Source organism: Achromobacter sp. CF-sbj1-Ac2-l, assembly GCF_052698165.1.
In genome coordinates, this window is sequence record NZ_CP199855.1 from 4,583,887 (window position 1) to 4,596,814 (window position 12,928).

General features: G+C 68.5%; 13 protein-coding genes. 4 read left to right on the forward strand and 9 right to left on the reverse strand.

What is annotated here, in order from left to right; all coding sequences use genetic code 11:
• Positions 1-63 precede the first annotated feature (63 nt).
• Both ACUDCK_RS20925 and ACUDCK_RS20930 read left to right on the forward strand, forming a co-directional pair.
• Positions 64-1,314, forward strand: coding sequence for an NAD(P)/FAD-dependent oxidoreductase (locus ACUDCK_RS20925; protein ID WP_116792136.1), 1,251 nt, complete (start codon positions 64-66; stop codon positions 1,312-1,314).
• 28 nt (positions 1,315-1,342) lie between these two features.
• A complete protein-coding gene (locus ACUDCK_RS20930) occupies positions 1,343-2,047 on the forward strand; it encodes a hypothetical protein (protein ID WP_081273388.1) in 705 nt (234 codons plus the stop codon).
• A gap of 102 nt (positions 2,048-2,149) precedes the next feature.
• Here ACUDCK_RS20930 and ACUDCK_RS20935 read toward each other — a convergent pair whose 3' ends face one another.
• Positions 2,150-2,944 carry an ABC transporter ATP-binding protein gene (locus ACUDCK_RS20935; protein WP_054503238.1) on the reverse strand — a complete coding sequence of 265 codons (795 nt, stop codon included), beginning with the start codon at positions 2,942-2,944 and terminating at the stop codon, positions 2,150-2,152.
• A gap of 1 nt (position 2,945) precedes the next feature.
• A complete protein-coding gene (locus ACUDCK_RS20940) occupies positions 2,946-3,836 on the reverse strand; it encodes an ABC transporter permease (protein WP_049072730.1) in 891 nt (296 codons plus the stop codon).
• Positions 3,837-4,045: 209 nt separating this feature from the next.
• Here ACUDCK_RS20940 and ACUDCK_RS20945 point away from each other — a divergent pair, with 209 nt between their 5' ends.
• Entirely contained in the window at positions 4,046-4,198 is a 153-nt protein-coding gene (locus ACUDCK_RS20945) for a hypothetical protein (RefSeq protein ID WP_155755470.1), read from the forward strand.
• A 28-nt stretch (positions 4,199-4,226) separates the two neighbouring features.
• On the opposite strand, the gene ACUDCK_RS20950 is transcribed toward ACUDCK_RS20945, so the two are convergent.
• Positions 4,227-5,198 (reverse strand): ABC transporter substrate-binding protein, encoded by a 972-nt coding sequence (locus tag ACUDCK_RS20950; RefSeq protein ID WP_049072728.1) that lies wholly within the window; start codon positions 5,196-5,198, stop codon positions 4,227-4,229.
• Between the two features lie 242 nt (positions 5,199-5,440).
• Between ACUDCK_RS20950 and ACUDCK_RS20955 the strand changes: the two genes are divergently transcribed.
• A complete protein-coding gene (locus ACUDCK_RS20955) occupies positions 5,441-6,397 on the forward strand; it encodes an aldo/keto reductase (RefSeq protein WP_175166552.1) in 957 nt (318 codons plus the stop codon).
• Between the two features lie 27 nt (positions 6,398-6,424).
• Here the strand turns inward: ACUDCK_RS20955 and ACUDCK_RS20960 are convergent, their stop codons facing one another.
• The 6 genes from ACUDCK_RS20960 to ACUDCK_RS20985 all read right to left on the reverse strand — a co-directional run bounded on the left by ACUDCK_RS20960 (position 6,425) and on the right by ACUDCK_RS20985 (position 12,912).
• Complete coding sequence (locus ACUDCK_RS20960; RefSeq protein ID WP_054495494.1) at positions 6,425-7,399, reverse strand: Bug family tripartite tricarboxylate transporter substrate binding protein; 975 nt, start codon at positions 7,397-7,399, stop codon at positions 6,425-6,427.
• 162 nt (positions 7,400-7,561) lie between these two features.
• Entirely contained in the window at positions 7,562-9,103 is a 1,542-nt protein-coding gene (locus ACUDCK_RS20965) for a malonate--CoA ligase (RefSeq protein WP_064523463.1), read from the reverse strand.
• Positions 9,104-9,108: 5 nt separating this feature from the next.
• Positions 9,109-9,900, reverse strand: a complete 792-nt coding sequence (locus ACUDCK_RS20970; RefSeq protein ID WP_175166551.1) for an enoyl-CoA hydratase/isomerase family protein — start codon at positions 9,898-9,900, stop codon at positions 9,109-9,111.
• Positions 9,901-9,945: 45 nt separating this feature from the next.
• Positions 9,946-11,262 carry a malonyl-CoA decarboxylase domain-containing protein gene (locus ACUDCK_RS20975; protein ID WP_054503242.1) on the reverse strand — a complete coding sequence of 439 codons (1,317 nt, stop codon included), beginning with the start codon at positions 11,260-11,262 and terminating at the stop codon, positions 9,946-9,948.
• Positions 11,213-11,962 carry a GntR family transcriptional regulator gene (locus ACUDCK_RS20980; protein ID WP_054503243.1) on the reverse strand — a complete coding sequence of 250 codons (750 nt, stop codon included), beginning with the start codon at positions 11,960-11,962 and terminating at the stop codon, positions 11,213-11,215. The genes ACUDCK_RS20975 and ACUDCK_RS20980 overlap by 50 nt, the downstream gene beginning before the upstream one ends.
• Positions 11,963-12,141: 179 nt before the next feature.
• Positions 12,142-12,912, reverse strand: a complete 771-nt coding sequence (locus ACUDCK_RS20985) for a spermidine synthase (RefSeq protein WP_054503244.1) — start codon at positions 12,910-12,912, stop codon at positions 12,142-12,144.
• Positions 12,913-12,928: the final 16 nt, after the last annotated feature.

Sequence of the window (12,928 nt, forward strand, 5' to 3'; positions counted from 1 at the left end):
CTGCCCTACAATCGGCCGCTCACCTCCCTTGGTTCCATACCGACTCAAGCAGCGACAGCGACGATGGGAAAGCAAGTCATAGTGCTCGGCGCCGGCATCGTCGGCGTCTGCTGCGCGCTGGAACTGCAGCGGCGCGGCATGCAGGTCACCCTGGTCGACCGCCAGGATCCCGGCCGGGAAACCTCATCCGGCAACGCCGGCGTCCTGGCCCGCAGCTCCCTCATGCCCTTCAACCATCCCGGCCTGTGGCGCCAGTTGCCCCGGCTGCTGCGCAACGACACCGTCCAATTCCGCTACCGCGCCGCGTACCTGGCCCGCAATCTGGGCTGGGCGGCGGGCTTCCTGGCGCGCGCCCGGCCGTCGGTGTTCGGCGAAACCACGGCGGCGCTTGACGGCCTGATCCGGCGCTCCGCCGCCGAACACCTGCGCCTGCTGGACGCGGCCGGCGCGCGCCACCGCCTGCGCGACAGCGGCTGGATCTTCCTGTTCCGCAGCGAACAGGCGTGGCAGGGCGGCGCCCTGGCGCGCCAGGCCTACGCCCGCCACCAGGTGCCGACCCAGGCGCTGGCCCCGGCCGAACTGGCGCAACTGGAGCCGGCCCTGGCGCCGATCTTCCCGCGCGCGCTGTGGATCCAGGGGTCCTATTCGGTGGACGATCCCGGCGCCGTGACCACGGCCTACGCCGACCTGTTCCAGCGCTCGGGCGGCGTCTTCCGCACACTGCAAGCCGCCGCCATCCGCCGCGATGGCGGACGCGGCTGGATCGTGCAAGGCGACGCCGGCACGGAAACGCTGACGGCGCCCGACCTGGTGGTGGCGCTGGGCCCGTGGTCCAAGGCCCTGCTCAAGACCACCGGCATCGACCTGCCGCTGGCGTTCGAGCGCGGCTATCACATGCATTACGGCGCCGCCGGCGGCCCGGCGCTGGGCCGCCCCATCTACGACACCGGCGGCGGCTACGTGCTGTCGCCGATGGCGCGCGGCCTGCGGCTGACCACCGGCGTCGAGCTGGACGACTGCGACGCGCCTGCCCGTCCCATCCAGTTGGACCTGGCGGAAACCCGGGCGCGCGAGGCCATCGACCTGGGCGAGCGGCTGGACCCGCGGGCCTGGCTCGGCCGCCGCCCGACGCTGCCGGACAGCCGCCCGATGATCGGCCAGGCGCCGCGCCATCCGGGCCTGTGGCTGGCGCTGGGACACCAGCACATCGGTTTCAGCACGGCGCCCGGCACCGCGCAGATACTAGGGGAATTGATGACCGACGGCGACGCCACCGGCCGCCACGACGCCTTCCGTCCGGGACGATTCCTCTAGGGCGTATCGACATTCACGGGAGCCTCGCATGGCCACGAACGATGCAACCCTCCCGGCCGCGCCCGCGGCCCCCGGCGCCTTTCTCGGCCTGCTGATGCTGGACACGCGCTTTCCGCGCCCGCCCGGCGACGTCGGCAACCCCGAGACCTACGCCCGCGCCGGCATCCCGGCGCGCTTCGTCACGGTGCCGGGCGCCTCGCCGCGCAAGATCGTGCAGGAAGCCGACCCGGCCTTCCTGCGGCCGTTCATCGATGCCGCCGTGGGTCTGGCGCGCGACGGCGCGGCGCTGATCTCCACCAGTTGCGGTTTCCTGGCGCGCTACCAGGACGCCTTGCAGGCTGCAGTGCCGGTGCCAGTCGTGTCGTCCAGCCTGCTGCAATGCCATGGCCTGGCGCGGGTGGGCATCGTCACCTTCGATGCGGCCTCGCTCGATCGCGCCTTGCTGGATGCGGCCGGCGTGCCCGTCAACGCCGTGGTCGAAGGCCTGGCGCCCGGTTGCGAGATGCAGGCGCGCATCCTGGAAAACGCGCCGGACATGGATCTGGCGCGGGTCGAACGCGACGTGGTCGAGGCGGCCGAACGGCTGGCGCGGCGCGCCCCGGACCTGACCGACATCGTGCTCGAATGCACCAACATGCCGCCCTACCGCGAGGCCGTGGCGCGCGTCACCGGCCTGCCAGTGCACGACATCGAGACGCTGCTGCTGCGGACTTGGCGCGCGCTGGCGGCCTGACCGCCAATCCGCGCGGGCGCCGCGCGCCGGCATGAAAAAACCCGGCGCGATCCCGAGGGATCCGCGCCGGGTCTTGCGCCTGGCGGCGCGCGGAGCGTCCGTTCAGCCCAGCAGCAAGGCGTCGTCCGACAGTTTCTCGCCGCGCACGCGCTCGAACATGGCCAGCAGGTCGGGCACGTCCATGCCGCGACGCTCGTCGCCGGATACGTCCAGCACCACCTGGCCCTGGTGCAGCATCACCGTGCGGTCGCCCACGTCCAACGCCTGGCGCATGCTGTGCGTGACCATCATGGTGGTCAGCTTGCTTTCGGCCACGATGCGCGCCGTCAGTTGCAGCACGAAGTCGGCGGTGCGCGGGTCGAGCGCGGCGGTGTGCTCGTCCAGCAGCAGGATGCGCGACGGCTGCAGCGCCGCCATCAGCAGGCTCACGGCCTGGCGCTGGCCGCCCGAGAGCAGGCCGATGCGGTCGGTCAGGCGGTTTTCCAGGCCCAGCCCGAGCGTGGCCAGGCGTTCGCGGAAACCTTCCTTCATCGAAGTCTTGACCGCGCGGCCATAGCCGCGGCGCGCGCCGCGCAACTGCGCCAGCGCCATGTTCTCTTCGATGGTCAGGTCTTCGCAGGTGCCGGCCATCGGATCCTGGAACACGCGCGCCACGCGCGAGGCGCGGGCCCAGACCGGCTGGCGCGTGACGTCGGCGCCGTCGATCTCGATGCGGCCGGAATCGACCGGCAGGTCGCCCGACACGGCATTCAGGAAGGTCGACTTGCCCGCGCCGTTGGAACCGATGACGGTGACGAACTGGCCCGACGGGATGTCCAGCGACAGCCCGCGCAGCGCCCGCGTCTCGATCGGCGTGCCGGCGTTGAAAGTGATCTTGAGGTCTTTTGCGGACAACATATCAGCGCCCCTTCTTGCCGACCAGCCGGCGCTTGAGCATGGGAATGACCAGGGCGATCGTGACCAGCACCGCGGTGACGAGGTTCAGGTCCTGCGCCTTCAGGCCGATGAAATCGCTGTTCAGCGCCAGCGCGATGAAGAAGCGGTAGACGATGGCGCCGATGATGACGGCCAGCGTGGCCAGCACCAGCTTGCGCGACGGCAGGATGCTTTCGCCGACGATCACCGCGGCCAGGCCGATGACGATGGTGCCGATGCCCATGGAGATGTCGGAACCGCCCTGGGTCTGCGCGAACAGCGCGCCGGCCATCGCGACCAGCGCGTTCGACAGCGCCATGCCGCCCAGGATCATGCGGCCGGTGTTCACGCCCTGCGCGCGGGCCATGCGGCCGTTCGAGCCGGTGGCGCGCACCGCCAGGCCGGTCTGGGTGGCGAAGAACCAGTCCAGCGCCAGCTTGGCCAGGATCACGATGACCACCAGGATCAGCGGCCGCGCCACGTAGTCCGACAGCCAGCCCGGCTGCAGAATGGTGAAGACGGTAGGCTCGGTGATGAGCGGCACGTTGGGCTTGCCCATGATGCGCAGGTTCACAGAATACAGCGCGATCATCATCAGGATGCTGGCCAGCAGATCCATGATCTTGAGCTTGACGTTGAGCCAGCCGGTGACCAGCCCCGCGGCGGCGCCGGCGAAAGTGGCGGCGATGGTGGCCACGAACGGGTCGGTGCCCGAGGCGATCAGCGTGGCACAGACGGCGCCGCCCAGCGGGAAACTGCCGTCAACGGTCAGGTCCGGAAAGCGCAGCAGGCGAAAGGAGATAAATACGCCCAAGGCCACCAGGCTGAAGATCAGGCCGATCTCCAGTGCGCCTAACAACGAGAACAATGACATGGGTCAAATCCAATCAGGTAGGGAACGAGCATATTAGAGATTAGGAACGTCCAACTTCTTGCGTTTCGGGGTCAGTTTTACCCGAGCTTTCGCAATAAACGTTTCCTGCCGTGCGATTTTCTCTCGATTCCTGCCAAGGCGTTGCCGGGCTTGGCGGCCAGGGCCGCAAGCGGGCTGCTTGAGGGACGCTCCGGGGAGCAAAACGCGGCATGCGGTCCGTGACCAACCTGCCGTTCAAGGCCAACGCCATCGCGCCGGGCCGCGCGCACCTTGTGGATGCTGCCGCCCTGTGGACCCCGCGTACCGGCGCGGGGCAAACACAAGAAAACAAGATAAAACAAAACCCCGCTCATGCCGGGTAGGCACGGGCGGGGCCGAACGACTTGCGCTTTACTTTACCACCACCGCGGCCGACTTGATGATCGCGTCGGACAGCGTCACGCCTTGCTTGGCGGCGGCGCCCGGGTTCACGTAGAGCTCCAGCTTGGAGATGGTTTCGGACGGAATCGCGCCGGGCTTCTCGCCCTTGAGGATGCGCACCACGACCTTGCCGGTCTGCACGCCCAGGTCACGGTAATTGATGCCCAGGGCGGCGATGCCGCCGCGCTTGACGCTGTCGGTGTCCGAGGCGATCAGCGGGATCTTGGCGTCGTTGCCGACCTTCACCAGCGACTCGTAGGCCGAGACCACGTTGTTGTCGGTGTTGGTGTAGATGACGTCGACCTTGCCGATCAGGCTGCGCGCGGCGGACGCCACGTCGACCGAACGCGGGGCGGCGGCTTCGACCAGGCTCATGCCCGACTTGGGCAGGATTTCCTGCAGTTTCTTGACCACCACGACCGAGTTGGCCTCGCCCGGGTTGTAGACCATGCCGACGCGCTTGGCGTTGGGCACGATCTTCTTGATCAGCTCGACCTGCTTGTCCAGCGCCAGCAGGTCCGACACGCCGGTGACGTTGGTGCCCGAGGCGTCCATGCTGGCGACCAGTTGGGCGGCGACCGGGTCGGTCACGGCGGAATACACCACCGGCACGTCCTTGGTGGCGGCCACGACGGCCTGGGCCGACGGGGTGGCGATGGCGACGATGGCGTCGGGCTTGTCGCCGACGAACTTGCGCGCGATCTGGGCGGCGGTGCCGGTGTTGCCCTGGGCGCTCTGGTACTGCCACTTCAGGTTCTTGCCCGGCTCGTAGCCGGCTTGCTTGAGGGCGTCCTGCACCCCGTCACGCACGGCGTCCAGCGCCGGGTGCTCGACGATGGCGGTGACCGCCACCGACTTCTGCTGCGCCGCCACCGGCGCGGCGATCGCCATCGCCAGCGCCATTGCGCCAACCGTCAGAAAATGTTTTTTTCCGATCAGCATAGGTAAGCTCCTTGAACCCTTGGTATTTGTTCATTATTACGGCTGTTCCGCGGGCTTCCCCACGGTCCGGACAGCCGTAAAGCCGTATAGTCTAACGTGTCGCAACCCAAATTCACTTGGGGGGAATCCCTGAAATGGTGCATGCGTGGCGCGGCTGCCCCATGCCGGGGCGGGCGGCGCCAATATACTAAAAGCGCCGCGCCCGCGCGACACGACATCCGCGACATCCAAAGGGCCACATCATGATCAAACGCGCATTGGGCCGCTCCGGCCTGCAGATCCCTCCCCTCACCTTCGGCGGCAACGTCTTCGGCTGGACCGTCGACGAGGCCGGCACGTTCTCGCTGCTGGACGCGCTGGTCGACGCCGGCCTGAATTTCATCGACACCGCCGACGTCTATTCGCGCTGGGTGCCCGGCAACCAGGGCGGTGAATCCGAAACCCTGATCGGCAAGTGGCTCAAGCGCTCGGGCAAGCGCGACCGCGTGCTGATCGCCACCAAGGTCGGCATGGAGATGGGTCCGGACGCCAAGGGCCTGGCGCCGGCCTACATCCGGCGCGCGCTGGAGGCGTCGCTGGCGCGGCTGCAGACCGACCACGTCGACCTGTACCAGTCACACAAGGACGACCCCGACACGCCGCTGACCGACACGCTGGGCGAATACGCCAAGCTGATCGAGGCCGGCAAGGTGCGCGCCATCGGCGCCTCCAACTACACCGCGGTGCGGCTGTCCGAAGCGCTGATCGCCAGCGAACGCCACAACCTGCCGCGCTACGAGAGCATCCAGCCGGAATACAACCTGTACAGCCGGGAGCCGTTCGAGGCGCACCTGCAGGCGCTGGTCAAGGCGCAGGATCTGGGCACCATCAACTACTACGCGCTGGCCAGCGGCTTTCTCAGCGGCAAGTACCGCGGCCCGGCCGACGTCGGCAAGAGCGCGCGCGGCAAGAAGATCGTCGACACTTACCTGAACGACCGCGGCTACCGCATCCTCAAGGCGCTGGATGAAGTCGCCGAGGACGCCGGCTGTACGCCCGCCCAGGCCGCGCTGGCCTGGCAGATCGCGCAGCCCGGCATCACCTCGCCGATCGTCAGCGCCACGTCGCTGGCGCAGTTGGACGAACTGGTCAAGGCCGCCAGCCTGACGCTGACGCGCGACCAACTGGCCAGGCTCAGCCTGGCCAGCGACTGGCGTTGACACGCGCCCGCGCCAACGCCGCGGGCGTCAATCCAGCTTGACGCCCGAGTCCGACACCACCTTGGCCCAGCGCGACACCTCGCTGTCGACGAACTTGCCGAAGGCCGGCCCGGTCAGGGTCGGAATGGCCGTGCCGTTGCTCTCCCAGGTCTCCTTGATCTTCGGCGTGTTCAGGGCCTTGGTGATTTCCGCCGTCATGCGGTCCACCGCCTCCTGCGGCGTGCCCGCGGGCGCCCAGATCGCGTACCAGGTCGACACCACGTAGTTCGGCACCCCGGCCTCGGCCGCGGTCGGCACGTCCGGCAGCGACGGCGAGCGCTTGTCGGCGGCCACCGCCAGCGGCTTGATCGCGCCCGAGCGGATATGGCCCGATGACGAACCCAGGCCGTCGAACGCCAGGTCCACCTGCCCGCCGATCAACGCGGTCAGCATCGGCCCGGCGCCCTGGTACGGCACGTCGACCAGCTTGATGCCGGTCTGCATGGCGAACAGTTCGCCGGCCAGGTGGTGGGTGCTGCCCTTGCCGGCCGTGCCGAAGTTGATGTCGCCGGGATGCTGCTTGGCGTAGGCGATGAATTCCTGCAGCGTCTTGACGGGCAGCTTGGTGGCATTGATGACCACCACCTGCGGCGGCTGCGCCACCAGCGCCACCGGCACGAAGTCCTTCTGGATGTTGTAGTTCAGGCTCTTGTACAGCGACGGCGCCAGCGCATGGTGCGCGCCGCCCATGAAGAAGGTGTAGCCGTCCGGCCGCGCCTTGGCGGCCACGCCCGCGCCGACGGTGCCGCCGGCGCCGCCCTTGTTGTCGATCACCACCGACTGGCCCAGTTGCATCGTCAACTGCTGGGCCAGCGGCCGGGCGAAGGTATCGGTGCCGCCCCCGGCGGGAAAGGGCACGATGAGCGTGATGGGCCGTTCCGGCCAGGACGCGGCGTTGGCGGTGCCGGCGAAACCGGCGGCCAGCGTGGCCAGCAGGGTCGCGGCGAACATGCGGTATTTCATATTGTCTCCTCTTGCTGCAGCGTGGGGACGGCGCGTTTCCCGCGTCTCGTCTCTTGTGTTCTTGGGTTGGGATGCTGCCTGGTTCGGGAATCGTTCTGGAAAGGGGGCGGGCTCCTTGGAAAAAAATGGCCGGTCTGCGTGGACCGGCCTGGCATGACGACGCTACAGCGCCTGATAGGTTTCGCGCAGCACGTTCTTCTGCACCTTGCCCATGGTGTTGCGCGGCAGTTGGTCAACGATGTGCACGCGCTTGGGCACCTTGAAGTTGGCGATGCGCGCCTTCAGCTCGGCCTGCATCGCGGCGGCGTCCAGCGTGGCGCCGTCCTTGGGCACCACCACCGCCACCACCGCTTCGCCGAAATCGGCATGCGGCACGCCGATCACGGCCGATTCGGCCACGCCCGGCATGTCGTCGATCAGCGTCTCGATCTCTTTCGGATAGACGTTGAAGCCGCCGGAGATGATCAGGTCCTTGCTGCGGCCGACGATCGACAGATAGTCGGCAGGCACGTCGCGGCCGGCGGATTCGCCGCCCCAGCGGCCCACGTCGCCGGTCTTGAACCAGCCGTCCTGCGTGAATTCCTCGCGGGTCTTTTCCGGCATGCGCCAGTAGCCCGAGAACACGTTGGGTCCGCGCACCTGCACGTTGCCGATCTCGCCCGGCGCCAGCGCGATGCCAGCATCGTCCACCACCCGCACCTGCACGCCCGGCAACGCCCGGCCCACGGTGCCGGCCAGGCGTTCGCCATCGGCCGCGTCATACGGATTGGAGGTCAGCATGACGGTCTCGCTCATGCCGTAGCGTTCCAGGATGGCGTGGCCGCTGCGCTCGCGGAAATCGTTGAAGGTCTCGGACAGCAGCGGCGCCGAGCCCGAGATGAACAGGCGCATGTTGGCGCAGACCTCGCGGTTGAAGCGCTTGTCGGCCAGCAGCCGCACGTAATAGGTCGGCACGCCCATCATCACGGTGCTTTGCGGCAGGTAGCGCAGCGCCTGGTCGGCGTCCAGCTTGGGCAGCCAGATCATCTTCGCGCCGGCCAGCAGCGCGCCGTGCGAGGCGACGAACAGGCCGTGCACGTGGAAGATCGGCAGCATGTGCAGCAGCACGTCGTCCGAGCGCCAGCCCCAGTACTTGTGCAGCACCTGCGCGTTGGACGCCAGGTTGCCATGCGACAGCATCGCGCCCTTGCTGCGGCCGGTGGTGCCGGACGTGTAGAGAATCGCGGCCAGGTCGTCCGGCTTGCGCTTGACGGTCTTGAAGGTCTGCGACAGGCCGCCAGCGGCCTCAAGCAGCGTGCCGGTGCGGTCTTCGTCGAGCGTGTAGACATGCGCGCAGCCGGCCTTGTCGGCGGCGCGCTGGACCCAGTCGCGGTTCTTGCCGGCGCAGACCACCACGGCCGGCTCGGCGTTGCCCAGGAAATACTCGATCTCGGCTTCGCGATAAGCGGTGTTCAGCGGCAGGTACACCAGGCCGGCGCGCAGCGTGGCCAGGTACAGCAACAGGGCTTCGGGCGATTTCTCGACCTGCACCGCGACCCGCGCGCCCTCGGGCAGCTTGAGCGAGGCCAGCAGGTTGGCCAGGCAGGCCGTGGCGCGGTCGATGTCGTCCCAGGTGTAGGCCAGCTCGGGGGTTTCGAGCGCGACCTGTTTGCGATCGGCGGGGAATCCGCCCTCCAGCACAGCGTATAGATTGGCGTTGCTCACCGTTTTCAGTCTCCGGAGAAGTGGGGGTCTACGCCGGCCAGGAAAGCGCGCACGCCCTCCTTGTGGTCCCGGCTGTCGGCGTAGGAGAAATAATCCTGGTATTCGGCTTCGGTCAAGGCGCCGCCCTGCGCCAGGCGCGCCGACAGGCGCTTGTTGATGCGGGCGGCCAGCGGCGCGCCCTGGCAGATGCGTTCGGCGCTGCGCCGGGCCTGCGCGGCCACCTCGGCATCGGCCACGATGCGCGTCAGCAATCCCAGGTCGCGCGCCTCGGCGGCGCCGAACACGCGGCCTTCGAGCAGGATGGCCAGCGTCGCGGCGCGGCCGGCCAATGCCAGCAGGCCGCGCATCTCGTCGGGCGCCATGGGAAAGCCCAGCCGGTTGATCGGCACGCCAAAGCGCGCCGATTCGCCGGCGATGCGCAGGTCGCACTGGCAGGCGATCTCCAGCCCGCCGCCGACGCACACGCCTTCGATCTGCGCCACCACCGGCTGCAGGCATTGCGCCACGGCCATCAATGCGGGCGCCAGTATCTCGCGGTGGTAGCGCTGCACGCCCGCGGCGTCGGCGCGCTCGGCCGGAAACTCGCGGATGTCCGCGCCCGCGGCGAAATTGCCGCCCTCGCCGCGCACGATCACGCAGCGCAGCGCGTTGTCGGCGGCGATGCGCGTGAACACGTCGCGCAGTTCGCGCCACATGCGCACGGTGATGGCGTTCAGGCGCCCCGGGTGCGACAGTGTCACCCAGGCCAGTTGCCCGTCGCGTTGCAGCAGCACACGGCCTGCCGTGTTGTCCGTCATGTCCCCTCGCTGGTTATCGGTTTTTATGTGGCGACGCGCCGCCGCTCAGGCCGCGCGTAACACGCTGCGGCTCACTTGCGGCTTGCCTTCATGCAGGCGCGCCAGGTTGCCGTCCAGTTCATCCAGGTCGTACAGATAATTGACCATCAGGCCGCAGGACTGCTTGAGTCCCTTGGCCGAGGTGTCCGCCGCCCAGTTCAGGCGCTCGATACGCGCGCCGTTGCCCAGGTGGAAGCGCGCCACCGCGTCCAGCGGCAGACCGTTCTTCATGGCCTGCAGATAGTGCGCGGCCAGGCGGAAGGCGGCGCGCTTGACCACGTCGGGCGTCGCCTTGCCCTGCGCGGCGCGCGCCAGCCGCGCTGCCCAGCGCTGGCCGTCCGGCACGCCGGCGCGCTGGCGCGTCTTGGCGCGCGACTTGTCCTCGCGCACGATGGCCTCGACCGCGTCGGCGTCGAGCTTGCCAAGCCAATCGGCGAACCCCGGAATCGGCGACAGGGTCGCGAACGACTTGAGCTGCGGCAGTTCTTCCAGCAATTGCTCGACCACGCGCTTGAGCAGGAAATTGCCGAAGCTGATGCCCTTGAGCCCCGCCTGCGTGTTCGAGATCGAATAGAAGATCGCCCAGCGCGCCTTGCCCAAATCCTGCCGCGGCGCGGCGCTGTCCAGCACCGCCTGCACGTTGTCGGCCATGCTGCCGGCGAACGCCACCTCGACGAAGATCAGCGGCACGTCCGGCATCTGCGGATGGAAATAGGCGTAGCAGCGGCGATCCGGCGCCACCCGGTGGCGCAGGTCGTCCCACGACTGGATCTCGTGCACCGCCTCGTAGATGATCAGCTTCTCCAGCAGCGAGGCCGGCGAGTCCCAGGTCAGCGGCCGCAGCTCCAGCAGGCCGACGTCGAACCAGGCCGACAGCAGGCCTTCCAGGTCTTTGTCGAGCGCCTGGACGCCGGCCACCTGCTTGCGCCAGCGCAGCATGTCGGCGCGCAGTTCCACCAGGAAGCGCAGGCCCGCGGGCTGCGCGTTCAGGCGCTTGAAGAAGCGCACGCCCTCGCCGCCATCGCCGGCGAAGGTGCCGCGCACCTGCGTCAGCGCGGCCAGCATCAGCCGACGGTCCTTGCCGTCGGCCGCCGCATAGAGCTCGCGCCAGCGCCGCGCCAGCTTGTTGGCGGCCACGTCGGTCAGGCGGGCCTCGAACAGCCGCCGCACTTCGGATTCGCTCGGCAGCCGGCCGCGTTCCCACAGGCGGCCCAGGCGCGTGATCAGGCTGTCGCCGACCTGTGCGGCGGCATCGCCCGACTCGACGTCGGTGTCAGGCGTGCGTGCGCCGCGCGCGGACTCGAGATGGACGGGTGCGTTCATGGACGGGCTCCTCTGCAACGGGAAGATCGGAAAGCGATGGCGCCTGGTCATCGGCCGCCAGGGCGCGCAGCACTTCGAGCTGGCGCATCAGGTGATGGCGCGCCAGCGCCTCGGCGCGTTCGGGATCGCGCGCCTTCAGCGCCTCGAAGATGGCCAGGTGCTCGGCGCAGGATTCCTCGATGCGGCCGGGCCAGGCCAGGCTGCGGTGGCGCGACAGGCTCAGCACCTTGCGCAGGTTGCCCACCATGTCGACCAGCCACTGGTTACCGGCGAGCGCCTGCACCGCTTCGTGGATCAGGTAATTGGTCTGGTAATACGCATCGATGCGGCCGGCGGCGGCATGGCCGGCCAGCGCCTCGTGCAAGGGCGCCAGCGCCTCGAGTTGCGCATCCGACGCCTTGCGGGCGGCCTCGTGGGCGCAGCGGCCTTCCAGCATGGCCATCAACGGAAAGATGTCTTCCAGGTCCTGCGCCGACAGTTCATTGACGAAGCAGCCGCGGCGCGGCTCCAGCCGCACCAGGCCCTCGGTGGCCAGCACTTTCAGCGCCTCGCGCAAGGGCGTGCGCGAGATGCCCAGCTCGCCCGCCAGGCGCAGCTCGTCGATCCATTCGCCGTTGCGCAGCGCGCGCGCATGGATCATGGCGCGAAGACGGTCCGCGACTTCCAGGTACAGGGCTTGCCGGACGATGGGTGAGGTCATGGGCAGACGGCCTGACAGCGCCGTAATTCATAATTATGAATAAGCCCATCATAGCGCTGTCCCAATGAATCAGACTAGTCGGATGTCGTAGGGACTTGCCCCAGGGTCCCCTTCGCGCCTCGGCAGCGTGCGAACGGGCATGCCGCCGCGGCCACGTGGCCGCGGGAAAACAGGGACGCCTAAAAATGCAGGATGCCGTCGACCGCGTGGCGGGTCAGCGAACGGGCCCAGCGGCGCGCCGGCAGTCCATACCGGGATTCGACCGCCTCGGCCCGCGCCAGCAGGTCGGCCGGCGTGACGGCAAGGCGCGGACCGGAAAACGCCAGCACGATCTGGTTGCCGGCGTCGATCTCGGGCAGCAGCACGATGCGGTCGTCAAAGGCCTTGGACAGATTGTCGATATTCTTGCCGAAGCTCTCATGGCGGCCGAACAGGTTCACCGCCACCACCCCGACCTCGCCCAGCACGCGGCGGCAGTCGCGGTAGAACTTGACGCTGTCGCGCACCGGCCCCTGCGCCGAGGCGTCGTACAGGTCGACCATCAGCACCGGGCAGCGCCCCGCGTTGAGCGGATCGGCGGCCCATTCGGCGGCGTCGGCGTGCTCGACGAGCAGCCGGTTCTCGCCCGGCAGGCGGAAGAACATGTGGCAGGCGGCGGTGACGCGCGGGTTCCATTCCACCGCCAGTAGCGGCGCGCGCGTCTGCTTGGCGCAGAACCGCGCCAGCGAACCGGCGCCCAGGCCGAACATGCCGATGGCCTCGTCCTTGGGCGGCTCCAGGAACAGCAGCCAGGCCATCATCTGGCTGGTGTATTCCAGTACCAGTTCCGCCGGGTTCTTGATGCGCATGGCGCCCTGGACCCATTCGGTGTTGAAGTGCAGATAGCGCACGCCGTCCACTTCCGACAGGGTCGGCTGGTCGAGTTCGGAGGGGAATTTGGATTTGTACATGGCGCGATTGTAGGGC

Coding starts and splice junctions, on each gene's coding strand:
- ACUDCK_RS20925 (WP_116792136.1), top strand. CDS start 64: ATGGGAAAGCAAGTCATAGTGCTCGGCGCCGGCATCGTCGGCGTCTGC.
- ACUDCK_RS20930 (WP_081273388.1), top strand. CDS start 1,343: ATGGCCACGAACGATGCAACCCTCCCGGCCGCGCCCGCGGCCCCCGGC.
- ACUDCK_RS20935 (WP_054503238.1), bottom strand. CDS start 2,944: ATGTTGTCCGCAAAAGACCTCAAGATCACTTTCAACGCCGGCACGCCG.
- ACUDCK_RS20940 (WP_049072730.1), bottom strand. CDS start 3,836: ATGTCATTGTTCTCGTTGTTAGGCGCACTGGAGATCGGCCTGATCTTC.
- ACUDCK_RS20945 (WP_155755470.1), top strand. CDS start 4,046: ATGCGGTCCGTGACCAACCTGCCGTTCAAGGCCAACGCCATCGCGCCG.
- ACUDCK_RS20950 (WP_049072728.1), bottom strand. CDS start 5,198: ATGCTGATCGGAAAAAAACATTTTCTGACGGTTGGCGCAATGGCGCTG.
- ACUDCK_RS20955 (WP_175166552.1), top strand. CDS start 5,441: ATGATCAAACGCGCATTGGGCCGCTCCGGCCTGCAGATCCCTCCCCTC.
- ACUDCK_RS20960 (WP_054495494.1), bottom strand. CDS start 7,399: ATGAAATACCGCATGTTCGCCGCGACCCTGCTGGCCACGCTGGCCGCC.
- ACUDCK_RS20970 (WP_175166551.1), bottom strand. CDS start 9,900: ATGACGGACAACACGGCAGGCCGTGTGCTGCTGCAACGCGACGGGCAA.
- ACUDCK_RS20975 (WP_054503242.1), bottom strand. CDS start 11,262: ATGAACGCACCCGTCCATCTCGAGTCCGCGCGCGGCGCACGCACGCCT.
- ACUDCK_RS20980 (WP_054503243.1), bottom strand. CDS start 11,962: ATGACCTCACCCATCGTCCGGCAAGCCCTGTACCTGGAAGTCGCGGAC.
- ACUDCK_RS20985 (WP_054503244.1), bottom strand. CDS start 12,912: ATGTACAAATCCAAATTCCCCTCCGAACTCGACCAGCCGACCCTGTCG.